We start from the raw sequence: 26429 nt of genomic DNA on the forward strand, positions 1-26429 counted from the left end.
TTTAGCCGAAATAACAGACATTAAAAACAGTTTTGCCGCTGGACTCACAACGCCGAAAGGCGCTCCAACGGCATTGTCGCGAACGATCAGTCCTTGGCGGCAAGCAGACGAGCGGCCGCAGCCCTCGCCTCGTCCGTTACCGATGCGCCGGCGAGCATGCGGGCGATCTCTTCGGTGCGGTGTTTCGGCTCCATGGTGGCCACGCGCGTGGCGATGCGCTCGCTGCCGTCGCCGGATGGGCCTTTGGAAATGAGGAGATGAGTGGCAGCCCGTGCGGCCACCTGCGGCGCATGGGTGACGGACAGGACCTGCACGGTTTTCGACAGGCGGCGCAGCCGCTGGCCGATGGCATCCGCCACAGCGCCGCCAACGCCCGTATCGATTTCGTCGAACACCAGCGTCGGCGCCGATCCGCGATCGGCGAGCGCCACTTTCAACGCCAGCAGGAAACGGGACAGTTCGCCGCCCGAGGCCACCTTCATGATCGGACCGGGGCGCGTGCCCGGATTGGTCTGGACGTGAAACTCCACCGTATCGATACCGTCAGCCGTCGCCTGCTCGGGATCGGAGGTCACCTCGACGGTAAACCGCGCCCGCTCCAGCTTCAGCGCCGGAAGCTCGGCCATGACAGCGTTGGAAAGCGCTTCCGCCGCATTGCGGCGTTTGTCGGAAAGCGATTGGGCGGCACGGTCAAAATCGGCCTTTACGACGCCGAGATTGGCCTCGAGCTTGCCGAGTTTTTCTTCACCGGCATCGAGATCGGCGAGATCGGCCACCATTTTTTCGGCGAGAGCCGGAAGGTCAGGCACGGCGACATTATATTTGCGGCCCGCGGCGCGCAGCGCAAAAAGCCGCTCTTCCACCCGCTCCAGCTCACGCGGATCGAATTCGGTGCGGCGCAATGCCGCCTCCACTTCCATCTGCGCATTGGAAAGGCTGTCCAGCGCGGCATCCAGCAATTGCACGGTGTCTTCAAGCAGGCCGGGAGCCTCGTGGCTCTTGCGCTCGAGCCGGCGCATCATCGATGCAATGACAGGCACGGGCGAGGCATTGCCGTTCAGAAACTCGCTGGCCTCAGCGATATCGCCGGCAATGCGTTCGGATTTCTGCATCACCGCCCGGCGCTCGGCCAGTTCTTCCTCTTCTCCGTCACGCGGCGAGAGCGTTTCCAGTTCCTCAACGGAAGAGCGCAGGTAATCCGCCTCGCGCGCCGCCGCCTCCACCTTGGCGCGGTGCGTCTTCAGAGCCCGGTCAGCATCTTTCCAGGTGCGGTAGAGGCCCTGAACAGCGCGAGCCTCATCGCTCAGCCCGGCAAAGGCATCCAGCAGCGTCCGGTGTGCATCGGTGTCGACAAGCGCGCGATCATCATGCTGGCCGTGGATTTCGACCAGGAATTGACCGAGCTGGCGCATCATCTGCACGCTGATGGCCTGATCATTGATATAGGCCTTGGTGCGCCCGTCAGAGGATTGCACCCGGCGGAAAATCAGGTCGCCATCGTCATCGAGACCGTTTTCGCGCAGGAGAAGCCGGGTCGGGTGATTGTTCGGGACTTCGAAAGTGGCAGTAACCTGCCCCTTTTCTTCACCGTGGCGCACAAGGCCGCCGTCGCCACGGCCGCCAAGCGCCAGCGAGAGACTATCGAGAAGAATGGATTTGCCCGCACCCGTCTCGCCCGTCAACACGGAAAGGCCTGCCTCGAAACCGAGGTCAAGCCTTTCGATCAGAACGATATCGCGAATCGAGAGCTGGACCAGCATGGCCTATGCCCCGGTCTCAGGCGCCGATAAGCTTCTTGCCGGCGCGCGAAATCCAGGACCCCTTGTTTTCACGCGGCTCCAGCCCCTGACCCTTCAGCAGCTTGTAGGAATCCGCATACCATTGGCTATCAGGATAGTTGTTGCCGAGAACGGCGGCCGCCGTCTGCGCTTCGTCCACCAGGCCCATAGCGTAATAGGCTTCGGTCAGACGCGCCAGCGCTTCCTCGATCTGGTTGGTGTTCTGGTACTGCTCGACGACGATGCGGAAACGCGAAACGGCGGCGAGATATTCCTTGCGCTCAAGGTAATAACGACCGACCTGCATTTCACGGCCGGCGAGCTGGTCGCGGGCGAAACGGATCTTGGCCTGCGCGTCAGCGACATATTCCGAATCGGGATAGTCATTGACGACCTTGTTCATCGCCTCGACGGTGCGCTGTGCTGCGCGCTGATCCTGCGTCACGTCGGAAATCTGCTTCGAATAGGCAAGGCCGATCATGTACTGAACATAAGCGGCGTCCTTCGAGCGCGGATATTGCCGCAGGAAGCGGCTGCCATTCGTGATCGCCACATCGTTCTTGTTGGTGCGCGTGGCAATGAAGGTCTGCATGACAAGCGCCTTCTGGCCCCATTCGGTAAAGGGATATTGCTTGTCGATCGCCTCGAACTTGCGTGAGGCCTCCGTCATGTTGCCGGCGTTCATGTTGGCAAGCCCCTGCTTGTACAGAACGTCAGGCGGATCGGTCTCGACGCCGAGCTTGGTAATGTCGATATCCGGATCGGACTGGCAGGCCGTGACGACGACACTCGCGCCGACCAACATCAACGAAACGGCGATCCCCCGCATCGTACCCTTCATTGCACCAGACCCTACATGCTTCATTCGACAGTTCCCACTTCCCGCGCAAATACATAAGCATCGGCTTTGCACTGGCGTTCTAGCCATAAAAGCATCCGCAGGGCAACGCAATGATGACGCATTAACGCATTTTTATGGCATCGACCCGTGCAATCGCACGAATATCAGACGATATAACGCAACTTCTTGTTCTCATCACGAAAAAGCCGCCCCAAAGGGAGCGGCTTTTTCTGTCAATTGATAGCCTGCGAAAGAACTCAAGCTGACCAGGGTGCAAATTCCGGCATGTTAACCGCAACGAATTCGCGGGCGCGCACCATCTGGTTGCGGGCAGCCGGAGCCTCGACGATCTCGTAAGCGGTGCGGTCGCTCAGCAGGGCCTTCAGCGCATTCGCATTAACCTTGTGGCCGCCGCGATAAGAGCGGTAACAGCCGATGAACTGCGCGCCGGCAAGCGCCAGGTCGCCCACGGCGTCCAGCGTCTTGTGACGGACGAATTCGTCCTTGGCGTAACGCAGGCCTTCCATGTTGATGACGCTGTTGTCGTCGGAGATGACGACCGAGTTCTCAAGCGAGGAACCGAGCGCATAACCGGCGGCCCACAGACGCTCCACGTCACGCATGAAGCCGAAGGTGCGGGCGCGCGACAGTTCATTCTTGAACGTATCCGCCGTCAGGTCGCCCTTCCAGGACTGCTTGCCGATCAGCGGCGTGTCGAAATCGATGTCGACTTCAAAACGCGTGCCGTCATAGGGACGGAACTCCGCCCAGGAGGCACCCGAATCGATGCGCACCGGCTTGGTGACGCGGATGTAACGGCGCTTCACGCCCAGGTTCTTGATGCCAACAGATTCGATCGCCTCGATGAAAGGTGCCGAGCTGCCGTCCATGATCGGCGCTTCAGGACCATCGACCTCGACGACAAGGTTATCAAGACCCACGGCGTAGATGGCGGCCATGACGTGCTCGATCGTCGCTACCGACTGGGAGAGCGAACGGCCGAGCACGGTGCACAGATCGGTATTGCCGACATTGGCCGAAACCGCCTTAAGCTCTGTAACACTGCCATTATCGTGAAGGCGGTGGAAGACGACGCCCGTTCCGGCTTCTGCAGGCTGGAAGGTCATCGAGACCGGATTGCCGGAATGCACGCCAATGCCTTTAAGCTGAACAGCATGTGCGATAGTTGTCTGAAATCCGAGCAGTCCGATAGTCATGCGTCTATGCCTTGTTTTGCAAACCGCGCTGCTTCAGCCAGCGCCGTTCAAGTTTTTCAAGCCGGTTTTTAACGACCGGAAAAGTCAATCTGTTCCTTCACCCAGCCTCATACATACGCACATGTAGGTGCCACGACAAATCACTGTTCGTTTCGGATTGTTACATGCGCAAGCCATTGAAAACGCGAATTAATTTAGTGTTAATAACGTAAAATAAACAAAACGCCCGGATCGTGTGATCCGGGCGTTTCAAGGGGCTTATGGAATCGCCTTTAGTTGGACTGGCGGCGCAGGAAGGCCGGGATTTCCAGCTGGTCATCGTCGTGATGGCTGGACGAAGCAGGCGTTGTACGGCCGTGGTCGTCAAGCTGGCCACGACGCGGTGCGTAGAGGCTTGCTTCCGGCGAAAGCGGGGCGCGGCGCTGCTGCGGTGCCATGCTCGGCGCATCCATCATGTCGGAAGGAACTTCTTCCTCTTCACGGCGGCCAAGCGAGTTGGTGATGCGCTTCAGAAGACCCATCGGGCCGCGCTCTTCCTGTGCGGCAGGAGCGGCATGGGTGCGGTGGTCCAGCTCGGCCTTCACGACCGGCGGGAAGTCTTCGACCTTCGGCATGCGAACCGGCTCGGGCTGACGGGCAACCGGCGCGGGTTCCTGGTAGACAGGAGCCTGCGGCTGCTGCATCCGCGGAGCCTGAGCGGCAACCTGTTCCGGAGCGTGATAGACCGGCGCCTGCGCAACCGGTGCCGGAGCGGCCTGCTGAACCGGCTGGGCCGGACGGAGGGCAGCCGGTGCTTCAGCCGGGGAAGATGCGAACAGCTTGCTCTGCGGACGGAAATCCTGGGCGGGCTGCTGGTGTGCGGCGAAACCGAGTTCACGTTCCATCTCGGCTTCCGCCGAACGGATGGTCTGGGCGATCGGGTCTACGGCCTTCTGTGCCTGCGAGACTGCTGCAGGCTGTACTGCGGCCGGAGCGGGAGCAACGGCCGCGGAAGGACGGATAAGCGGCTTGGCAACAGCAGCTGCGGCGCGCATATCGGCAATGTTCTGTTCGCCAACGCCAGCAACGCGGTCGATGCCGGTTGCCACGACGGAGACGCGGATGAGACCTTCCAGAGCCTCGTCGAAGGTTGCGCCGAGGATGATGTTGGCATCCGGATCAACTTCTTCGCGGATACGGGTTGCAGCCTCGTCGACTTCGAACAGGGTGAGGTCGCGACCACCGGTGATGGAGATCAGGAGGCCCTGCGCGCCCTTCATCGAGGTTTCGTCGAGCAGCGGGTTGGCGATCGCCGCTTCCGCAGCCTGCATTGCGCGGCCCGGACCGGAAGCTTCGCCGGTACCCATCATTGCGCGGCCCATTTCGCGCATGACCGAACGGACGTCGGCGAAGTCGAGGTTGATAAGACCTTCCTTCACCATCAGATCGGTAATGCAGGCAACGCCGGAGTAAAGAACCTGGTCGGCCATGGCGAAGGCGTCCGCAAAGGTCGTCTTGTCATTGGCAATACGGAAAAGGTTCTGGTTCGGAATGACGATCAGCGTATCGACGGACTTCTGCAGTTCCTCGATGCCCTGTTCGGCAAGACGCATGCGGCGGCCGCCTTCGAAGTGGAAAGGCTTTGTGACGACGCCGACCGTCAGGATGCCCTTGTTGCGTGCAGCCTGTGCGACGACCGGGGCAGCACCCGTGCCGGTGCCGCCGCCCATGCCGGCGGTGACGAAGCACATGTGGGTGCCGTTCAGGTGATCGATGATCTCGTCGATGCACTCTTCAGCAGCCGCGCGGCCGACTTCCGGCTGGGAACCGGCGCCGAGGCCTTCGGTGACGTTGACGCCGAGCTGAATGACCCTGTCTGCCTTCGTCATGGTCAACGCCTGAGCATCCGTGTTGGCGACGACGAAGTCGACGCCCTGGAGGCCGGCCGTGATCATGTTGTTGACAGCGTTACCACCACCGCCACCGACACCGAAGACGGTGATGCGTGGCTTCAGCTCTGTGATATCAGGCTTCTGCAGCTGTATCGTCATTTTAACATTCCTTCTTTCTCTGGCCGCATCGCCCCGCTGGCCGATTCTTGAAACTCAACTCTGAAACCTCCGGCTTGCGCCACGAGGCCACTCAAAAACTCTCTTTCAGCCATTGCCCCACCCGGGCTATCCGGCCGCTACCGTTCCCAAACGGCGAGAACATTCCGCCTTGCGCCGCATGAATTTCGATGTCCGCCACCTGCGGGTAGATCATCAGTCCGCAGGCGGTTGAAAATGCCGGTCCCTTCGCCGCCACCGGAAGACCGGCAACCCCCATGGGGCGGCCGATGCGAACGTTGCGGGCGAGAATGCGCCGTGCCGTTTCCGGCAGCCCCGTCAGCTGGCTTGCGCCGCCGGTCAGGACAACGCGCTTGCCGACGATGGGACTGAAGCCGGACTTCTGGATACGATCACGGATCAATTCCAGCGTCTCTTCGATACGCGCCCGCACGATGCGGGTTACAAGTGCTCTTGAAACTTGCGATGGTTGATCGCGATCATCTTCGCCAATCGGCGGGATCGAAATCATGTCGCGCTCATCCGCGCCATTCAGCAAAGCCGAACCATGCACCACCTTCAGTCTCTCCGCATCTTCGATTCGTGTCGAGAGGCCTCGTGCAAGATCTGTCGTAACGTGATGACCGCCAAGGCCGATCGCGTCGGTATGAATGAGACGGCCTTCGGCAAAAACAGAGATCGTCGTGGTGCCGCCACCCATGTCGATGGCCGCGCAGCCAAGCTCGACTTCATCGTCCACCAGAGCGGCAAGACCGCTGGCATAGGGCGTCGCCACCATGCCTTCGACGGAAAGATGCGCGCGGTTGACGCAAAGCTCGAGGTTCTTCAGCGCCGTGCGTTCGACAGTCACGACATGCATATCGACGCCGAGAAGATCGCCATACATCGACAGCGGATCACGAATGCCGCGCTCGCCATCCAGCGAATAGCCCGTCGGCAGAGAATGCAGGATCGCCCGGTCCTGACGCATGGACTGCTGGCTTGCCGCCACCAGAACCTTGCGCAGGTCACTTGCTTCCACTTCCTGACCGCCGAGATCAATGCTCGCGGTATAGATATCGCTAGCCAACCGTCCTGCCGAAACATTGACGATCAGGCTGTCGACGGTAAGGCCCGCCATGCGCTCGGCCGCATCGACCGAAAGACGGATCACACCTTCGAGTGCATCGAGATCGGCGATCACGCCGGACTTCACGCCGCGCGAACGCTGGTGGCCAATGCCGATGATTTCGACCTTGTGGGTACGGCCAGGCAGGATTTCACTCTCTTGACGCGGCGTCAGCCGTCCGATCATGCACACGACCTTGGTCGAGCCGATGTCGAGCACCGAGACGATGTGGCTGCGCTTGGAAGAAAGCGGCTTCAAACGAGGCAGACCGAAATGGGAAGAACCGAAAAAGCTCATGTGTTCTTCTCCGCCTTCTTGAGAGCCTTGGTGCGTGCGTCGACAGCGGTCTGACGGCGCTCCGTCGCACCTTCGGTCAGCTGGATCGTGGTGCGATCCGCCAGTCTGAGATCGACTGCGGCGACATCTCGCGACAGGACCTTTTCTTCGAGATCAAGCCGCGCCAGCAATTGCAGCGCCTGCGGCAGGTTTTCTTCCGGCAGCTTGACGACGATGCCGTTGTCGAGGTGCAGATCCCAGCGGCGGCCGGCAATGCGCACATAGGCGCGGACGCGGTTGCGGATTTCCGGCCAGTCGGCCAGCTGCTCGACGAAACCGGCAGCGCCCGTTTCCGCGTCGCGTCCAACGAACAGCGGCAGGGAAGCGAATTTATTGTCACGCAGCGGCGCGATGACGCTGCCGCTCTTTTCGATCAGCGACAGTTCCGAGCCATGCTGCCAGATGCCGAAGGCCTGGCGTTCTTTCAGGCGAACCTCGATCGTCTTCGGGTAGACCTTACGGATATCCACGTCTTCCACCCACGGAAGCTGCACGAGCTTGCGGCGCGCCGCATCGATGTCGAGTGCAATCAGCGAGGTGCTGCCATCAAGGCCGAGAAGCTGGAAGACATCGATTTCGGAGGTCTGCAGATTGCCGGAGACCTTCACGTCCTCAACGGCGAAACCCGCAGCAGAGGTCGTCGCCTGCGTAACGATATTCGTGTGGCCGCCGAGCGACATGCCATAAAGGCCAGTCACCGCGTAGAAGGCGACGGCCGAAATCGTGCCGGTATGGGCGGGAATGTGGATGCGTCCGGTCGCAAGGCTGACGCAGAAGCGCACGACACGACGCAGCGGGCGCGGCAGCACCATGCGGTCGTCGGCATTTGCCGTCGCTGCGAATTGCTCGCGCTTTTTTGCCGTCGACTTTTTGCCGGTCACCGCAAACACGAAGCGTCCTCCACCATCCAGCTGACAAGGTTACCAAAGGAGCGGCCAGCATGGGCCGCCATTTCCGGCACCAGGGAGGTCGGCGTCATGCCCGGCTGCGTATTCACTTCAAGCCAGATAACTTCGCCATCTTCTGAGAAGCGGTCGTCGTAACGAAAGTCTGAACGGCTTACGCCACGGCACCCGATCGCCCGATGCGCCATAACCGCCAGTGTTTGAATTTTTTGGTAAATTTTCGGTGAAATTTCTGCCGGAATGACATGTTTCGAGCCACCAGCAGCGTATTTAGCGTCAAAATCATAGAAATTGTGACCGAGCGGCACCACTTCGGTGACGCCAAGCGCCTCGCCGTCAAGCACACCGCAGGTCAATTCGCGGCCATGGATGTAGCGTTCGACCATCACCTGATCGCCATAACGCCATTCCGACGAAGTGAGGATTTGCGGCGGATGCGACTGGTCTTCCTTGACGATGACAACGCCGAAGCTCGAACCTTCACGCACCGGCTTCACCACATAGGGTGGAGCAAGCGGATGTTCGCTGGTGAAATCGAAGCGGTTCATGACGCGCTCGGCGGCAACCGGCACCCCGGCAGCCGCAGCGACTTTCTTCGCCTGCGCCTTGTCCATGGCAAGTGCGGAAGCCAGCACGCCCGAATGTGTATAGGGAATGGCCAGATATTCGAGAATACCCTGAATGGTGCCGTCTTCACCGAAAGGACCGTGCAGCGCATTAAAGGCGACATCCGGGCGCAGCTCATCGAGTACGGCCGCGACATCGCGCCCCACATCGACCCGGGTAACCTTGTAGCCCTCGCCCTCAAGCGCGAGCGCGCAGGCATTGCCCGACGACAGGCTGACTGGCCGCTCCGACGAAAACCCACCCAAAAGAACAGCTACGTGCTTGCCGCCCATCGATACCTCTGACACCAACTCTCCGTTACGAACCACGCCCCGAACCGACCGAATTTGAAGAACGGTGATTCTGGCACATGACCCTTGAGATCAGTTAAACGCCATTAAGGTTAATGAATCGTTTACTTTCGTTAACCACCGCGCCCAACGTGCCGAGTTCCGTTAAAGAATCAGCACCGATCCGGATTCCCTCCTTGGAATCAGAGAGTTGCATGGATTGCAACATGCAGGTTTTCAATGATCGGAAATAAAATCGCACGAGCGCACCTGCTGCTCCGCGATAAAGGCAAGATCGAAACGTTAACGGACGGGATTATTCCCCAGGGAAAATTATCTGGCGTTTCAGCGTTTTAAAACCGCAGCCTGAATCAGTCTCTCAATCGCCGAAGCGCATCCGGCAGCACGCAGCCGAGCCTGTCGCATTCATCAATCACATTATTTGCATTATTTCTTTTTTAGCATTCCATAGGAACAAAAATTGCGTTAACGCAGACATCGCCTCCCAAGGCATGACATTGCAATCATCCAAAATGGAACCAATACCATGACCGACGCGATATCTCCGGTATCGCCGACCGCTGACAATTCGAACGTTGTAAAGACAAATTCGCCTGCACGAGTTCTCACTGCCAGCCTGGTCGGCACGACCATCGAGTTTTTCGATTTTTACGTTTACGCCACGGCCGCAGTGCTCGTGTTCCCCGCCTTGTTCTTTCCGAACAATGACCCGATGACGGCGCTTCTGGCGTCCTTCGCCACCTTCTCCATCGCCTTTTTTGCCCGTCCGCTGGGTGCTGTGGTCTTCGGTCACTATGGTGACCGCGTCGGCCGCAAGACGACACTTGTCGCCGCGCTGCTGACCATGGGTGTATCGACCGTCGTGATCGGCCTCCTGCCCTCCTATGAGACCGCCGGCGTCCTTGCACCGCTGTTGCTGGCGCTGTGCCGCTTCGGCCAGGGCTTTGGCCTTGGCGGCGAATGGGGCGGCGCCGTCCTGCTCGCCACGGAAAACGCGCCTCCCGGCAAGCGCAGCTGGTACGGCATGTTCCCGCAGCTCGGCGCCCCTGTCGGCCTGTTCCTCTCCTCCGGCGTGTTCTGGATCCTGCTGCACTTCATGTCGCAGGAAGCGTTGCTCAGCTGGGGCTGGCGCATTCCCTTCGTCGCTTCGATCATTCTGATCGCGGTCGGCATGTGGGTTCGCCTGTCGATCACCGAGACGCCCGACTTCCAGAAGGCGATCGAAAAGGAAGAACGTGTGGCCGTTCCGGTCGCGGAACTGTTCCGCAACCACAAGCGCAGCCTCGTGCTCGGCACCTTCGTGGCGCTGGCCACCTTTGTGCTCTTCTACATCGGCACCGCCTATCTGCTGTCCTATAACGTCAAGGTCCTGAAAATCCCGTTCCTTGACGCGCTGGAAGTGCAGATTCTCGGCTCCATCGTTTTCGGCATCTTCATCCCGATCGCCGGCAAGCTCGCCGAAAAATTCGGCCGTCGTGAAATTCTGATCATTACGACGGTGCTGATCGGCCTGTTCTCCTTCCTGCTGCCCGGCCTGATGACCGGTAGCGAAGGCTCCATCTTCGTCTTCGCGGCCCTTGCCATGATGCTGATGGGCATGACCTACGGCCTGATCGGCACGGCGCTCGCAGCCCCCTTCCCGACCCGGGTGCGCTACACCGGCTCGTCGATCACCTTCAACATGGCCGGCATCTTCGGCGCATCGCTGGCGCCTTACATCGCCACATGGCTGCAGGTGAATTACGGCATGGGTTATGTCGGCTACTACCTGTGCGTCTCCGCCCTCATCACGCTGGCCTGCATTCTGCTTTCCCGCAAGGACGAAGTCTGAGCCAAGCGCAGCCCAACAGGAAAAGCCGCGAAACCGGGTTTCGCGGCTTTTTCCATTCTACAATGGCAAATCCTATGCGACGGTCTGGCGGCTGACCTTCTGGCCGGCAAAACAGATGCGATTGCGCCCCGATCGTTTCGCGTCGTAAAGCGCCATATCGGCATTGTGCATGACTTTCTCGAAAATCTCCCAATTCGCCCGGAAAGCCACACCCATAGAGACGGCGGTCCTGATCCGCATGCCCTGGAAATCCACCGGTGTCGCCGCGATCCTCGCACGCGCCTTTTCGCAGAGCTCCAGAAAATCCTGCGGAGCCAGCTCCTGCACAACGACGAATTCTTCTCCACCCAGGCGCGCGATATAGGCGGTTTCATCGAAACAATCGCGGATCATGGCGGCGACACTGGAAATAACCATATCGCCAGCCAGATGGCCGTATCTGTCATTCACCGATTTGAAGCGGTCGATATCAACGAAGGCGACGCAATATTGCGTATCGAGACGGGCGCAGTTGGCGTAAAGCCCCAGCCTGTTGTTGAGGCCGGTCAGCGCGTCGGTGTGGCTGAGATGCAGAAACCGCTCATGCGACTGGGCAAGCAGCTTCACTTCGCGCGCATTGATCCAGCCGATGATCAGAGCCAGGGTAAACGCGATCGTTGCCGACAGGGTCGTGCCGAGCATCAGCCCATTCGCAAGGTCGGTCACCAGCCCTAACAGCGAAAGAATGAAGAGCCCAGCCGTATCGATCACGACGGCGATAATGGTGACCAGAACCGCCACACGCAGCGCAAAATCGAGCGGTTCCAGCCGCTGGCGGCCTTCAGGCGTCGCAACCGAAAAACTTATGCTTTGGATCAGTTTATGCCAGAGACCCAACTTAACCCCCAACGGGTTTGGATGTCGCGTGAATTAAAATTGCCTAAAATACCAAAAAGCTGGATAATGAACCCAGCTATTCTTGTCACCTAATAATAAAACATAAGTATTGACCGGGCGTTACCATAAACACCCGGCCGAAAAGGAAGCATCAGCTCCCTAGAAACGGTTCCACCTCACGGCCCGGCATGAAAAGCCCTAGCCGCTTGATTTCCCACTCCAGCCGGATGCCCGACTTCTCGAACACGCGCTTGCGGATGGTCTCACCCAGATATTCCAGATCGTAGCCGGTCGCATGGCCGGTATTGATCATGAAATTGCAATGCAGCGATGACATCTGCGCGCCGCCGATGACCAGACCGCGGCCGCCCGCCTCATCGATGAGTTCCCATGCGGAATGACCTTCGGGATTCTTGAAGGTCGAACCACCAGTCTGCTCACGGATCGGCTGAACTGTTTCGCGATGGTGACGCACGGCGTCCATATCGGCGCGGATTTTCGCCTTGTCTTCCGGATAACCCTCGAACAATGCGCCGGTGAAGATCAGGCCTTTGTCCGCGCCGGAATGGCGGTAGCTGTAGCCCATATCGGCATTGGAAAGCACATGCTGCTTACCCTGACGATCAACCGCATAGACTTCCACCACGCGCTCGCGCGTCTCACCGCCGTTTGCGCCCGCATTCATACGCAGCGCACCGCCGATGGAGCCGGGAATGCCGTAATAGAAATGGAAGCCGCCAATGCCGTTATCCATGGCCATGGCCGCAATATGCTTGTCCGGGCAGATCGCACCGGCCTTGATGCGGTTTTCGCCGGCAAGCTCCACCTGGCCGAAACCTTTGGCCGACAGACGGACGACAACGCCCGGAATGCCGCCATCGCGCACCAGAAGGTTGGAGCCGACGCCGACCACCGTCAGCGGCACGTCTTCCGGCAGAATTTTCAGGAAGGCAATCAGATCATCGGTATCGTGCGGCTGGAACATGACTTCCGCCAGACCGCCGGCTCTGAACCACGTCACGCGGTCCATGGGCGCATCCGGTGTCAGACGTCCCCTCAGTTCGTTTACCCCGTCGCCGAGCCTCCCCAGCAATTTAACCCCATCGACCTGTCTCATTCAGACTTTCCTGATATGCTCTTCAATTCCGAAGGCAGCGCTGCTGCCCATTGCGTGATATTTCCAGCCCCCAAGAGAACCACGAAATCACCCGGATTCGCAATGCCTGCAACCACTGAGGCGAGATCTTCCCGTTTCTCAAGAAAACGGGCGTCACGATGGCCGGCGGCCTTGATGGCCGAAACCAGCGCTTCCGAACTTGCGCCTTCGATCGGATCTTCGCCCGCAGCATAAACCGGGGCAAGAAGAATCGTATCCGCATCGTTGAAACAATGCGCGAAATCGTCAAACAGGCTGGAAAGGCGGCTGTAGCGGTGCGGCTGATGCACCGCGATGATACGGCCATTGCAGGCTTCCCGCGCCGCCGCCAGCACAGCCTTGATCTCGACCGGGTGATGACCGTAATCGTCGAAGACCTGTACGCCATTGGCTTCGCCCGTCAGCGTGAAACGCCGCTTGACGCCTGCGAAGGAGGCGAGACCCTTCTTGATGTCAGCTTCCGAAATACCGAGACGATTGGCGACGGCAATCGCGGCCGTCGCGTTCGAAACATTGTGTCGGCCGGGCATCGGCAGGACGAGATCCTTGAAGGAGAATATCTTGCCGGTACGACGACGGCGGATTTCCACGTCGAAAACCGAGCGTGTGCCATCGATGCGCACATTCGAAAAACGCACGTCGGCCTGCGGGTTTTCACCGTATGTGATGACCTTGCGATCCTCGATGCGGCCGACCAGCGCCTGCACTTCCGGGTGGTCAAGGCACATGACGCCGAAGCCGTAGAACGGCACGTTCTCGACGAACTGGCGGAACGCCGCGCGCACAGCATCAAAATTGCCGTAATGGTCCAGATGCTCCGGATCGATATTGGTAATGACGGCCACGTCGGCCGGCAGCTTCAGGAAGGTGCCGTCGGATTCGTCGGCTTCCACCACCATCCACTCGCCCTCGCCCATACGCGCATTGGTGCCATAGGCATTGATGATGCCGCCATTGATGACGGTCGGGTCGAGATTGCCGGCTTCCAGCAGGGTCGCGACCATCGAGGTGGTCGTCGTCTTGCCGTGGGTGCCGCCAATGGCGATGGCGTTACGGAAACGCATCAGCTCGGCCAGCATTTCGGCACGGCGAACGATCGGCAGGTGTTTTTCCCGCGCGGCGATGAGTTCCGGATTGTTCTTCTTGATGGCGGTGGAAACGACCACGACCTCGGCGTCACCGAGATTGTCCGCCGTATGGCCGACGAACACCTCGATGCCCTTGTCGCGCAGACGCTGCACATTGGCGCTGTCGGCCTGATCCGACCCCTGAACGCGGTGGCCGAGATTGTGAAGCACTTCGGCAATGCCGCTCATGCCGATCCCGCCTATGCCGATGAAATGGACAAGGCCTATGGCTTTCGGCATCTTCATGCCCCAACTCCTTCATTCTTCTTCTTGAATTCCTGTACGGACTGGCCGGAAGCAATGGCCTCCACCAAATCGGCCAGCACATCCGCCGCATGCGGTTTACCCGTTGCCTTGGCCGCCGCTGCCGTTGCCGAAAGACGATCCGGTTCCGAAAGCGCCGAGGACAGGAGGCCGGAGAGCTTCTGCGGCGACAGTTCCGCCTGCTTGATGACGCTGGCCCCGCCCGCCGCCGAAAGTGCTGCCGCATTGGCGGCCTGATCGTGATCCAGCGCATGCGGATAAGGCACGAGAATGGACGGGCGGCCGATCACCGAAAGCTCCGATACCGTCGAAGCGCCCGAACGGCTGATCACCAGATCGGCCTCGCCGATGCGCGACGCCATGTCGCCGAAGAAGGGCGAAACGTCAGCCTTTACGCCAAGCTTCTGGTAGGAGGCGATGACGCTGTCCTTGTCTTCAGGACGCGCCTGCTGGGTGACGACGATGCGCTTGCGCTGCTCGTCTTTCAGCAGGCAGATAGCCGCAGGCACCGCGCTCGAAAAGAACTGCGCGCCCTGGCTGCCGCCGAACACGACAAGCTGAAAAGTTTCACCCGTCTGCGACGGGGTATAGGGAATTTCAGATGCCGCCAGCACCGCCGGGCGCACCGGATTGCCGGTCGCCACCGTCTTGTCGGAATATTGGCCATTGGCGGGCGGCAGGAAGCCGCCGGCGATCGCCTTCACACGGCCTGCCAGCGCCTTGTTAGCGCGACCCATCACAGCATTCTGCTCATGAATGATGGAAGGCACGCCAAGGCCGGTGGAAGCCAGAAGCGGCGGCACGGTGGGATAACCACCGAAACCGACAACCGCGACCGGCTTCAGTTTCGCCACCAGCCGGCGCGCCGCGCGCAGGCCAACCCAGAGCTTCCAGAGCGAACGCGCCACGGAAATCGGGTTTTTCGAGCCGATGGTGGCAGACGGCACCACATGGATTTCATCCGCCGGGAACTTGCCGGCATAACGCTCGGCGCGGCTGTCGGTGACGAGATGCACCTGATAACCGCGCGCCTTCAGCGTATGCGCGAGCGCCTCCGCCGGAAAAACATGGCCGCCGGTTCCCCCAGCGGCAAGAAGAACAATACCCTTGCTCATGATCGTTTACTCCGCGGGAACGCCGGAACCGACGCGGAAGAAACTCCGCTCCTGCGCCCGCTTTTCGGGTCTGTGGCGTGTCAGCGCCAGAAGGAAGCCGGCGGTCACGCAGATCGCCATCATCGACGAACCACCATAAGAAATCAGCGGTAGCGTCATGCCCTTGGCGGGCATCAGCTCGAGATTAACGCCGATATTGATCATCGACTGCATACCGATCTGCAGCACGAGACCGGCGACGGCAAAGCGGCAGAAATCGTCCTTCTCCTTGAAGGCGTGCGACAGGCCGCGCAGCACGATGAAGGCGAAGATCGCAACGAGGAACATGCAGAAAACGATGCCGAATTCTTCCGCCGCCACCGAGAAGATGAAGTCGGTATGGCTGTCGGGAATGATCCGCTTGACGATGCCCTCGCCCGGTCCGCGACCGAACCAGTCACCACGAATGATCGCTTCGCGTGCGGTATCGACCTGAAACGTATCGCCCTCACCCGTCCAGAACCGGTCGATACGACCGGCGACGTGCGGCAACATGAGATAGGCGGTCACAATGCCGCCGACGCCAAGGCCACCGAGCATGATGATCCAGAACCATGGTACGCCGGCCATGAAGAACATGCCGCCCCAGACCACGGAGGTCAGAATGGTCTGGCCGAAGTCCGGCTGGGCGATCAGGAGTGCGGCCACGATACCGAAAGTGATGATGGCAAAGAGATTGCCCGGAATTTCCGGATGGCGCGCCCGCTCGGCAAAAAGCCATGCGCAGACGATGACGAAAGCCGGCTTCATGAATTCCGACGGCTGGATCGAGAAGGTGCCGATGGAAATCCAGCGCCGCGCACCCTTGACCTCGATACCGAAGAACAGCGCGAAGATCATCATCAGCAGCGAGGCGATCAGCATGATGACCGCCACGCGGCGCACCTGGCGCGGCGACAGGAAGGACAGGCCGACCATGATCGCCAGCGACGGCACCATGAACATCGCCTGACGCTCGACGAAAAAGAAGCTGTTGAGGCCGATGCGCTCGGCAACCGCGGGCGATGCCGCAAAGGACAACATCAGGCCTATGCCCATCAGCGCGATGAACGCCGCCAGAAAGAAACGGTCGATGGTCCAGAACCATTCCGCGACCGGACCTCGATCAACTCGGCTTACCATGGCCTTCAGCCCCCTTTTCCAGAGTCAACCAGCATCGTCATGCCATCGAGCGCCGCGACCTGCGCGACGAACGAATCACCTCTGATTTCAAAGTTCTTATATTGATCGAAGCTTGCGCAAGCCGGGGACAACATCACGATATTGCCGGCCGTCGCATCTTTTTCCGCATCCGCCGCCGCATGCTGCACGGCTTTGTCCAGCGTGCCGGATATTTCGTATGGCACCGCCTCGCCGAGCGTTGCGGCAAATTCCGCCGCAGCCTCGCCGATCAGATAGGCCTTGGCGATGCGCGGAAACAGCGGCGAAAGACTGGTAATGCCGCCCGCTTTCGGCAGACCGCCGGCGATCCAGTAGATACGGTCGAAACTCGAAAGCGCTGGCGCTGCCGCATCGGCATTGGTCGCCTTGCTGTCGTTGACGAAAGTGACATTGCCGCGCCGGCCGACCGGCTGCATGCGATGTTTGAGGCCGGGGAAGGATTTGAGACCGGCGCGGATTTCCTCTTCCGAAACACCCACGGCAAGGCAGGCGGCAATTGCGGCCGCCGCATTCTGCGCATTGTGGCTTCCACGAAGAGTCTGGATACCGTCGAGATCGACCAGCAGTGAGAAGGTGCCGCCATGCGCCCGCAGGATGTGGCTGCCTTCGGCATAAAGACCTTCGGAAACAACATTGCGTTTCGAAATGCGCGCGACCTTCACGCCGGCACGCTCGATGCGGTCGGCAATCAGCGTCGAATGGCTGTCATCCACACCGACGATAGCCGTGCCGCTGCCCGCCACCAGCCGTTCTTTGACGTCGGCATAATGCTGCATCGTGCCATGCCGATCGAGATGGTCAGGCGTGAGGTTAAGCAGAATGCCGGCAGTCGGATTGATCGTCGGCGCCAGATCGATCTGGTAGGACGAGCACTCGACCACGTAAAAGCGCTGCGCCTTCGGTGGATCGAGGCTCAGCACCGCCGTGCCGATATTGCCGCCGAGCTGCGTATCGCGGCCCGATGCCTTGAGAATATGCGCGATCAGCGCCGTCGTCGTCGACTTGCCGTTGGTGCCGGTGATGGCGATGAAAGGGCAATCCGGGGCATGGGCGCGGCGCTCGCGGATGAAAAGCTCGATATCACCGATGATCTCCACGCCCGCTGCCTTCGCAAGGTCGACCGACCAGTGCGGCTTCGGATGTGTCAACGGCACGCCGGGCGCCAGCACAAAGGAAGAAAACGAGGCCCAGTCTATCGTGTGCAGGTCCGCCGTGGTGATGCCTTCGGCCTCAGCCTTCGCGACGCTGTCGGGATTGTCGTCGAAAGCCACGACATCAGCACCGCCGGCAACCAGCGCCCGGGCGGTAACGAGACCCGAACCGCCGAGCCCGAAGAGAGCGACTTTCTTACCCCTAAACGACGTGACCGGGATCATCGCTCACCTCAGCTTCAGGGTGGCGAGGCCGAGCAGCGCAAGGCCCACGGAGATGATCCAGAAACGGATCACCACCTGGCTTTCCGTCCAGCCTTTTTTCTCGAAGTGGTGATGGATCGGCGCCATCAGGAAAACGCGCCTGCCGGTGCGCTTGAACCAGAAGACCTGGATGATGACCGACAGCGTTTCCATCACGAAGAGACCACCGACGATGACCATGACGATCTCGTGCTTGGTGGCGACAGCGATCGAGCCGATCAGGCCGCCGAGCGCCAGCGAACCCGTATCGCCCATGAAGATGGCGGCAGGCGGCGCGTTGAACCACAGGAAGCCAAGGCCCGCGCCGATGACCGCGCCGACGATAACGGCAAGCTCACCCGTGCCGGGCACGAAATTGATCTGCAGGTAATTGGCAAAAACCGCGTTGCCGGCGAGATAGGCGATCACGCCGAAGGTAGCGGCAGCGATCATGACGGGCACGATGGCAAGCCCATCGAGACCATCCGTCAGGTTTACCGCATTGCCCGCGCCGACGATGACGAAAGCACCGAACAGCACGAAGAAATAACCGAGATTGATCACGAGTTCCTTGAAGAAGGGAAAGGCGATGGAGCTGCCGAGCGTGCCGCCATGCGGTGCTGAAGCTAGCGCCATCTTCATCATGAAGAACACGGCAATCGCCGCAATCAGGAATTCGATGCCGAGACGGGCCTTACCGGAAAAGCCCTTGTCGCTCTGTTTCGTGACCTTGAGATAATCGTCGTAAAAGCCGATTGCCCCGAAACCGAGCGTCACCATCAAAACGGCGACGACATAGACATTCGAGAGGTCGCCCCAGAGCAGCGAACCGCCGAGGATACCGGCAAGGATCATCAGCCCGCCCATGGTCGGCGTGCCGGCCTTCTTGAAATGCGTCTGCGGCCCATCGGCACGGATCGGCTGGCCCTTGCCCTGACGCACGCGCAGCGAGTTGATGATGGCCGGTCCAAACAGGAAGACGATCAACGCAGAGGTGAACATCGCCGCCCCCGCCCGGAAGGTGATGTACCGGAAGAGGTTGAAGACTTGAATTTTATCCGACAGTTCGACGAGCCAGATCAGCATAATTGCCCTTTCAAAAGGCTATTTCAGACTTGGCGTTCCGTCTCGGGGAATGCCGGATACTTGTCAAGCAGCGCGGCGACAATCTTGCCGAAACCGAGGCCAAGTGACGATTTTACCATCAGCGCGTCTCCCGGTTGCACCCATTGCAGGGCGAAATCGGTGAGTTCCGCCGTCGTCGGGAACCAGATGACGGTCACGCTATCAGGCAGCGCATCGCGCAGCGCCGCCATTGCCTCGCCCGCAAGCCACACATGTTCGATACCGGCCGCGAGCAACGGCCCGGCCAGTTCCTCATGCAGCTGCGCGGAAAACTCACCCATCTCCAGCATATCGCCGAGAACGGCGACGCGCCGGCCGTGACCCTGCGTTTCCGTTTCCGCCAGCACGGCAATCGCGGCGCGCATGGAGGCCGGATTGGCATTGTAGCTTTCATCAATCAGCAGGAAGGAGCCGCCATTGATGGAGAGATGGTGGCGCTGGCCACGCCCCTTCACCGCCTCGAGCGATCCCAGCGCCTCAAAGGCGCGGTCGAGATTGGCGCCCGTTACGGCAACCGCGCCAAGGACCGCCATGGCGTTATCGGCGATGTGCCGGCCGGGAATATTGATGTGCAACTCGCTGGTTTCGCCGTTCAGTATCGCCCAGATCGTCGAGCCCGTCGCCGTGCTCTCGAAATCCGCGAGGCGGAAATCCGCCTTGGCGTGCTGCCCGAAGGTGAGGATATGTTCGATGCCCTGTTCCTGCGCCGCCTCTTCAAGCTGCTCGAACTGGGCATTATCGCGGTTGAGGATGACGGAACCACCCTCCTCCAAACCTTCGAAAATCTCGGCCTTGGCTGCGGCGATCTCTTCGATATTCTTGAAATTGCCGAGATGGGCAGGCGCAATCGTGGTGATGATCGCCACATGCGGGCGGACCATCTTCACCAGCGGCCGGATTTCGCCGGAATGGTTCATGCCGATTTCGAACACGCCGAATTCCGTATCGGCGGGCATGCGCGCCAGCGTCAGCGGCACACCCCAATGGTTGTTAAAGGAAGCCACTGCCGCATGCACCCGGCCGGATGGGGCCAAGGCCTGCCGCAGCATTTCCTTGGTCGTCGTCTTGCCGACCGAGCCGGTCACCGCGATGATGCGCGCTGACGTTCTTTCACGCGCCGCGATGGCGAGTTTACCGAGTGCGGTAAGAACATCTTCCACGACGATCATCGGCACCGTCAGACGGCCAAGAGCCGGCAGTTTGCCTTCGGCCACGACGAGCAGACTGGCCCCGTTGGCGACGGCAAAACTCGCATAGTCATGGCCGTCGACCCGGTCACCCTTGATGGCGAAAAAGGCTTCGCCGGCTTTGACAGTCCGGCTGTCGATGGAAATGCCGGTGATTCCGGTCGACAGGTTGCCCACGGGGCGTCCTGCCGTAATGGCGATCATGTCGGCGACTGTCCATAACCAGCTCAAATTTTCGATCCTTCCAGCCCTGCCAGTGCAGCGCGCACCTGTTCATGATCGGAAAACGGCAGCGTCACGGAACCGACGATCTGCCCCTCCTCATGCCCCTTGCCCGCAACGATCAGCGTATCGCCATGCGACAGCATCGACACCGCATGCCGGATCGCCTCCGCCCTGTCGCCGATTTCCAATGCGCCGGGTGCCGCCGCCATGACTTCCGAACGGATCGTCGCGGCGTCTTCCGAGCGCGGATTGTCGTCGGTGACGATGACGATGTCGGAAAGCCGCGTCGCAACCTCGCCCATGATCGGGCGTTTGCCCTTGTCACGGTCGCCGCCACAGCCGAAGACGGTGACGATGCGGCCAGAGGTGAAAGGCCGGACCGAGGTCAGCACGTTCTCCAGCGCATCCGGCTTGTGGGCGTAATCGACATAGGCGAGCGCACCGTTCCCCGTCTGGCCGACAAGCTCCAGACGTCCGGCAGCACCGATCAGCTTCTCAAGCGCCTTCAGCGCCGTTGTCGCGGCAACGCCGGTGGACATGGCGAGACCTGCAGCGACGAGAGCATTCGCAACCTGAAAATCACCCGCCAGCGGGATGTCGACTTCATGGATCACGCCGTCATGATGCACTTCGATCATCTGCTTGTGACGGAAGTGCTCCACCCGTTTCAAGGTCAAATAATCACCCTTGCGGCCGACGGTGCGCACATCGAGACCCGCTTCGCGCGCCGCCCGGATTGCCTGGTCCGACCACGGATCGTCAGCAAAGATCACTGCGGGAGAGCCCTTCTCCATCAGCGTATCGAAGAGCCGCATCTTCGCGGCCATATAGTCCTCGACGGTCGGATGATAATCCATGTGGTCGCGGCCAAGATTGGTGAAACCGGCGGCTGCCAGCTTCACTCCATCGAGACGGCGCTGGTCGAGACCATGGCTGGATGCCTCCATCGCCGCGTGGGTCACGCCTTCGGCCGCAAGTTCGGCCAGAAGCGCATGCAGCGTCACGGGATCGGGCGTGGTGAGCGCGCCATAATCCTCGCGGCCGGGAGCGATGACACCCGTGGTGCCGATCTGTGCGGCGGCGTGGCCGGCGAAAGCCCATATCTGCCGCACGAAGGAGGCGACGGACGTCTTTCCCGCAGTGCCGGTGACGGCGACCATGGTTTCCGGCTGTTTTCCGTAAAAACGGGAAGCGGCAAGGGAGAGATAAAGGCGTGGATCCGTGACGGAAAGCACCGGCACATCAGCCTCCAGCGCGTGTCCGGAAACGACTGCGACCGCACCCTTGGCAACCGCGTCCTTCACATAGGCCGCGCCATCCGCCCTGGTGCCCGCAACCGCCACGAACAGGCTGCCGGGCGCAGCCTTGCGGCTGTCTGCGGTGATCCCCCCGATTTCGATCGCCCCGATCTCAGACAGGAGCAATTCTTTCAATTCCGGAAACGCATTTCCGGATATATCTCGCAAATTCATCGACTGTGTCCGTCTTGTCCCCCCGGCGCGAATCGCCGGAATATCATAAGCTAACAATCAATAAGACACGAGCAAGGCCGAGCCATCCTTGCCGAACTTCGGCTTCACGCCCAGCACCGCCGCCGTGCGGGTGATGATATCGCGCACCATCGGCGCCGCAGACGTGCCGGCAAGCGCTGCGCCGTTGCCCTTGTCCGTCTTCGGCTCATCGATGAAAGACAGCACGACATATTGCGGGTCATCCATCGGAAAGGCCGAGAGGAAGGCGTTGAAGTTCTTGTCGTGCACGTAACGTCCGTTGACGACCTTGTCGGCCGTACCGGTCTTGCCCCCGACGTTGAAACCGTCGACGCGCGCATTGCGGCCCGAACCGTTGACGCCGTTCCACTCGAAGAGGAAACGCATGTCCTTGCTGGCGCCGGGCTTCAGAACCTGCTTCGCCACCTGATCGGCCTGTTCGCGGGTACGCGGCAGGAAAGTCGGTTCGATCAGTTTGCCGCCATTGACGAGTGCTGCACCGGCGACCGCCGTCTGCAGCGGCGTCGTGGAAACGCCGTGGCCGAAGGAAATGGTGATGGAGTTGATCTTCTTCCATTCGCGCGGCTGCGACGGCAGCGCCACTTCAGGCAATTCGGTCTGCATGCGGGTCAAAAGGCCAAGCCGCGTCAGGAATTCCTTGTGGCCTTCCGTTCCCACGGTGTCGGCGATCTTGGCCGTACCGATGTTGGACGAAAACTGAAAGATTTCCGGCACCGAAAGCATTCGGCCCTTGCCGTGGAAGTCCTTGATGGTGAAACCGCCGATGCGGATCGGATAACGCGCATCGAAAGTATCGCCGAGACGGACGCGGCCCGAATCGAGACCCATGGCAATCGTGAAGGACTTGAAGGTGGAACCCATTTCGAACGTGCCGTTCGACATGCGGTTGAGCCAGCCTTCCTTGGCACCTTCAGCCGGGTTGTTCGGGTCGTAATCCGGCACGGAGGCCATGGCGAGCACTTCGCCGGTATGCACATCCAGAACCACCGCGCCGGCGCCAATCGCCTGGAACTTGGTGATGGCCGAGGTCACGACTTCACGGACAATGGACTGCACGCGCAGATCGATGGATAGCTTCACCGGTTCCAGCGGCTGGTCGCTGGTCATGCCGAGCGCCGTCAGATCGGCAAGGCCCTGGCTGTCGACGTAACGTTCCATGCCGGCAACGCCACGGTTGTCGATGTTGACGTGGCCGACGACATGCGCAGCGGTCGGCCCGCCGGGATAAAAGCGGCGCTTTTCCGGACGGAAGCCGACGCCGGGAATACCGAGCGCAAGAATCTGGCTCTGCTGCTTCGGCGTCAGCTGACGGCGCAGCCACTGAAAGCGCGAATTGGAAGAAAGCTTCTGATAGGTGCCGCGCTGGTCGAGATCCGGCAGGACAGTACGCAGCTTCTCAATGGCCTCGTCGATATCAACGATGCGATGCGGTTCGGCAAACAGCGAGACGGTGCGGATATCGGTGGCCAGAACCTCGCCGTTGCGATCAAGAAGATCGGGGCGCGACGCCATCAGCCGGTCTGCGGGCGCGATGCTCGACACTGTTTCCTGTTCCGCCATGCCATATTGCACGAGACGGCCGCCCACGACGGCATAAAAGGCGACAAAACCGAAAATCAGAAGGCCGACGCGGCTTTTCGCCTGGGCGGCCCGCTTCTTGCGGGCGCCCTCAAACGCCGCATGGTCGGTATAAACACCGGTGGTGCTGGCGGAAAAGTGAGCCTTACTCTTCAAAACCATGACGCGGGAGAGAAAAGACATCAGCGGTTCACCGATCCTGTTATGGTTTCATCCATATCGCCGGTTTCATCACCAGCGGCGGCGGAGGCGACCGGTACAGGCGCCGGTGCCGGACGTGAAACGCGCGCACGTGGCGTGGGAACCGGAACGCCGTTGACAGCGATCTGGCCCGCAGGCGGCGATTTGGGCTTCGAAGCGCCACCGAGGGTAGCCCCCGGCTTGGAGCCATTAACGGCAGCGGCGATGACATCCTCGACGCTCATGCCTTCAGGCTCGGGCGGCTGCGGCAATTGCGAGCGCAGCATGGGCAACTCGCGCGGCTGCGCCAGCTGCGTCGGCAGCGTCGGTGAAAGACCAAGCTCCGTTTGATAGGCATTCACCAGCCGGTGCAGACGGTTCGGCTGCGTCAAGAGAGCCCAGTCGGCCCTCAAAAGATCGATCGTATCCTTTTCAAGCTTGATCTCGGCCTCCAGCTTGCGGACTTCCTCAAGCTTCAGATCGGCCTTGTGCTTGATCGAATAGGTAACCACAGCCGCAGCGACCATGACCCCCATCAAGATGACATCGAAAGTGCGCAGCATATCAGCCTCCCATCTTTTCAAGGCTGGCGAGATCAGGAAGCTCGAAAATCGAGAAATCTGCAGCGCGCGCCGGGGCTGTGGTGCGCAGGCCAGCGCGAAGCTTGGCCGAGCGAGCCCGCGGATTAAGTTCCGCCTCCTCGTCGCTGGCGGCGATCATTGGCTTGCCGATGTTCTCGAAAATGGCCGGCTTATCCTCCACCATCGGCAGATGCCGGGAACCGGCGGCCTTGCCCGAACGGTCGGAGAAGAATTTCTTGACGATACGGTCTTCCAGCGAATGGAACGTGACGACGACCAGCCTTCCGCCGGGCTTCAAAACCTGCTCGGCGGCAAACAAAGCCTGCGCCAGCTCGCCCAGCTCATCATTGACGAAAACGCGCAGCGCCTGAAACACGCGCGTTGCGGGATGGATCTTGTCCTTCGCCTTGCGCGGCGTGACGATCTCGATAAGGCCCGCCAGATCACGGGTGGTTCGGAACGGCTCTTCCGCCCTCTTCTTTTCAATGGCGCGGGCAATGCGGCCGGGCTGCTTCTCTTCACCGAGAAACCCGAAGATGCGGATCAGATCGCTGACTTTGGCGCGATTGACGACATCGGCCGCCGAGACGCCGGAAGCGGACATGCGCATATCGAGGGGGCCGTTCTTCTGGAAGGAAAAACCGCGCTCGGCCTCGTCGATCTGCATGGAAGACACGCCGATATCAAGAACGACGCCATCAAGCCCGCCTTCAGGCGCATGCTTCGCGAGCTCGGAAAACTGAGACTGAATAAGCGAGAGCCGGCCGCCATTGGCGGCAACCATGGCCTGGCCGCCGGCGATCGCAGTCGGATCGCGGTCGAGTGCGATGACATTGGCGCCCTGATCGAGAATTGCCTGGCTATAACCGCCGGCGCCGAAAGTACCATCGAGAATGATCTTGCCGGGCGCAGGCTCCAGCGCGGCAATGACTTCGCGAAGCAGGACAGGGATGTGACGCTGAGGTCCGCCATCGGCATCAGAAGATCGTCCGCCAGAATTCGCCGCCATCCCGTGTCCCCGTCCTAGGCGGGGCGAGCAGCCGAAAAACCGCGCCCCGCTCTTGCTTCCGCCTGCGCCGCCAAAAACGCATCCGGTTGCCAAAGCTGAAAATGATCCGCCCGCCCAACGAAGGTGACCTCGGTGGATATGCCGGTGAATTCCCGCACAAAATCCGTCACCATCAATCGACCTTCCTGGTCGAGCTTCATGAAAACGCCGCCGCCGTGAACCAGCAGCGACATTGCGTTCGCCTCTGGCGAGAAAGCATCCATGGACGCAATCTGCCGCTCGTAGCGCTCCAGCAAATCCGGACCGCCGACACTGATTGCCGGAAACGCAAAATCCTGGAGACAATAAAGCTCCTGAATGCCGCGCTTCGCCAGCACCGAACGAAACGGAGACGGAACCGAGACGCGCCCCTTGGCGTCGATCCTGTTCGTCACGTTCGATAAAAAGCGGTCCATTACTCAACTCGCCAAAACCGCATGCCGCAAAGCGATCCATCCGCTCCGCAGCCGACACCGGTACGCACGACACATCGCCAAGCGCCAGGGCAACATGCCCTGCAGCAGCCCCTCGTAGGCTCCTCACTCGTTTCAGCGATTGCGGGTCAAAAACACGACCCAATGTGGTGTGCATTTGGGATATCATGGGACACTATGGGCGTCAATGGGAGAAGCCGGCACGATACCGACTTCGCATCGGAAATTCATAAGCCGTTAAGTTTAACGAATGGTTTACTTTGCGAACTCATGTGCCAGCAAAAACAATTAAAGCTTGGGCCGACATGCCTATTTTTCGCTTGAGAAACAGACGCTTGCCGATCCTCGTCGGACACGCGCCATTTAAATCGCAAAAGGCGCTCTGATGCCGCCGCGGCAACGGCAGCCTGGCTGGTATCACGGCCATCTGTATGATTTAGCGATAGA

Annotated in this window: 21 protein-coding genes; 1 reads left to right on the forward strand and 20 read right to left on the reverse strand. The window is 60.3% G+C overall.

The window, feature by feature from the left end; all coding sequences use genetic code 11:
• Positions 1-86: 86 nt before the first annotated feature.
• From recN to QRN60_RS10310, 7 genes are all read right to left on the reverse strand, one after another.
• A complete protein-coding gene (gene recN / locus QRN60_RS10280; protein ID WP_020809660.1) occupies positions 87-1760 on the reverse strand; it encodes a DNA repair protein RecN in 1674 nt (557 codons plus the stop codon).
• 16 nt (positions 1761-1776) lie between these two features.
• Positions 1777-2643: an outer membrane protein assembly factor BamD gene (locus tag QRN60_RS10285; RefSeq protein ID WP_060725092.1), complete on the reverse strand. Its 867-nt coding sequence runs from the start codon at positions 2641-2643 to the stop codon at positions 1777-1779.
• Positions 2644-2876: 233 nt separating this feature from the next.
• Positions 2877-3836, reverse strand: a complete 960-nt coding sequence (lpxC, locus tag QRN60_RS10290; protein WP_099086057.1) for a UDP-3-O-acyl-N-acetylglucosamine deacetylase — start codon at positions 3834-3836, stop codon at positions 2877-2879.
• 272 nt (positions 3837-4108) lie between these two features.
• Positions 4109-5866: a cell division protein FtsZ gene (gene ftsZ, locus QRN60_RS10295; RefSeq protein ID WP_087744572.1), complete on the reverse strand. Its 1758-nt coding sequence runs from the start codon at positions 5864-5866 to the stop codon at positions 4109-4111.
• Positions 5867-5957: 91 nt separating this feature from the next.
• Positions 5958-7289 carry a cell division protein FtsA gene (gene ftsA / locus QRN60_RS10300; RefSeq protein ID WP_004442783.1) on the reverse strand — a complete coding sequence of 444 codons (1332 nt, stop codon included), beginning with the start codon at positions 7287-7289 and terminating at the stop codon, positions 5958-5960.
• The gene (locus QRN60_RS10305; RefSeq protein ID WP_162709061.1) at positions 7286-8218 is read right to left on the reverse strand and encodes a cell division protein FtsQ/DivIB; all 933 of its coding nucleotides are present in this window, start codon (positions 8216-8218) and stop codon (positions 7286-7288) included. Before QRN60_RS10305 ends, ftsA begins: the two co-directional genes overlap by 4 nt.
• Positions 8206-9132, reverse strand: a complete 927-nt coding sequence (locus QRN60_RS10310) for a D-alanine--D-alanine ligase (protein ID WP_004430761.1) — start codon at positions 9130-9132, stop codon at positions 8206-8208. Before QRN60_RS10310 ends, QRN60_RS10305 begins: the two co-directional genes overlap by 13 nt.
• 544 nt (positions 9133-9676) lie before the next feature.
• Here QRN60_RS10310 and QRN60_RS10315 point away from each other — a divergent pair.
• Complete coding sequence (locus QRN60_RS10315; protein WP_020009298.1) at positions 9677-10981, forward strand: MFS transporter; 1305 nt, start codon at positions 9677-9679, stop codon at positions 10979-10981.
• Between the two features lie 72 nt (positions 10982-11053).
• On the opposite strand, the gene QRN60_RS10320 is transcribed toward QRN60_RS10315, so the two are convergent.
• The 13 genes from QRN60_RS10320 to mraZ form a co-directional block, all read right to left on the reverse strand.
• Complete coding sequence (locus tag QRN60_RS10320; protein ID WP_112278301.1) at positions 11054-11857, reverse strand: GGDEF domain-containing protein; 804 nt, start codon at positions 11855-11857, stop codon at positions 11054-11056.
• 151 nt (positions 11858-12008) lie between these two features.
• Positions 12009-12974, reverse strand: coding sequence for a UDP-N-acetylmuramate dehydrogenase (murB, locus tag QRN60_RS10325; RefSeq protein ID WP_004430753.1), 966 nt, complete (start codon positions 12972-12974; stop codon positions 12009-12011).
• A complete protein-coding gene (gene murC, locus QRN60_RS10330) occupies positions 12971-14386 on the reverse strand; it encodes a UDP-N-acetylmuramate--L-alanine ligase (protein WP_004430751.1) in 1416 nt (471 codons plus the stop codon). Before murC ends, murB begins: the two co-directional genes overlap by 4 nt.
• Positions 14383-15519, reverse strand: coding sequence for an undecaprenyldiphospho-muramoylpentapeptide beta-N-acetylglucosaminyltransferase (gene murG, locus QRN60_RS10335; RefSeq protein WP_004430750.1), 1137 nt, complete (start codon positions 15517-15519; stop codon positions 14383-14385). The genes murC and murG overlap by 4 nt, the downstream gene beginning before the upstream one ends.
• Positions 15520-15525: 6 nt before the next feature.
• Positions 15526-16680: a putative lipid II flippase FtsW gene (gene ftsW / locus QRN60_RS10340; RefSeq protein ID WP_004430748.1), complete on the reverse strand. Its 1155-nt coding sequence runs from the start codon at positions 16678-16680 to the stop codon at positions 15526-15528.
• Positions 16681-16685: 5 nt separating this feature from the next.
• A complete protein-coding gene (gene murD, locus QRN60_RS10345; protein ID WP_129564900.1) occupies positions 16686-18095 on the reverse strand; it encodes a UDP-N-acetylmuramoyl-L-alanine--D-glutamate ligase in 1410 nt (469 codons plus the stop codon).
• 3 nt (positions 18096-18098) lie between these two features.
• Positions 18099-19199, reverse strand: coding sequence for a phospho-N-acetylmuramoyl-pentapeptide-transferase (gene mraY / locus QRN60_RS10350; RefSeq protein WP_004430746.1), 1101 nt, complete (start codon positions 19197-19199; stop codon positions 18099-18101).
• A 23-nt stretch (positions 19200-19222) separates the two neighbouring features.
• Positions 19223-20656: a UDP-N-acetylmuramoylalanyl-D-glutamyl-2,6-diaminopimelate--D-alanyl-D-alanine ligase gene (locus QRN60_RS10355; RefSeq protein WP_004430744.1), complete on the reverse strand. Its 1434-nt coding sequence runs from the start codon at positions 20654-20656 to the stop codon at positions 19223-19225.
• Positions 20653-22122 carry a UDP-N-acetylmuramoyl-L-alanyl-D-glutamate--2,6-diaminopimelate ligase gene (locus QRN60_RS10360; RefSeq protein WP_060727410.1) on the reverse strand — a complete coding sequence of 490 codons (1470 nt, stop codon included), beginning with the start codon at positions 22120-22122 and terminating at the stop codon, positions 20653-20655. The genes QRN60_RS10355 and QRN60_RS10360 overlap by 4 nt, the downstream gene beginning before the upstream one ends.
• Before the next feature lie 57 nt (positions 22123-22179).
• Positions 22180-23922, reverse strand: a complete 1743-nt coding sequence (locus QRN60_RS10365) for a peptidoglycan D,D-transpeptidase FtsI family protein (RefSeq protein WP_004430740.1) — start codon at positions 23920-23922, stop codon at positions 22180-22182.
• Positions 23922-24482, reverse strand: coding sequence for a cell division protein FtsL (gene ftsL, locus QRN60_RS10370; RefSeq protein WP_004430738.1), 561 nt, complete (start codon positions 24480-24482; stop codon positions 23922-23924). Before ftsL ends, QRN60_RS10365 begins: the two co-directional genes overlap by 1 nt.
• 1 nt (position 24483) lies before the next feature.
• Positions 24484-25509, reverse strand: a complete 1026-nt coding sequence (gene rsmH / locus QRN60_RS10375) for a 16S rRNA (cytosine(1402)-N(4))-methyltransferase RsmH (RefSeq protein WP_065695166.1) — start codon at positions 25507-25509, stop codon at positions 24484-24486.
• 14 nt (positions 25510-25523) lie between these two features.
• Entirely contained in the window at positions 25524-25964 is a 441-nt protein-coding gene (gene mraZ / locus QRN60_RS10380; RefSeq protein ID WP_004430734.1) for a division/cell wall cluster transcriptional repressor MraZ, read from the reverse strand.
• Positions 25965-26429: the final 465 nt, after the last annotated feature.

Source organism: Agrobacterium sp. CFBP2214 (assembly GCF_030209895.1).
Classification (GTDB): Bacteria; Pseudomonadota; Alphaproteobacteria; order Rhizobiales; family Rhizobiaceae; genus Agrobacterium; species Agrobacterium radiobacter.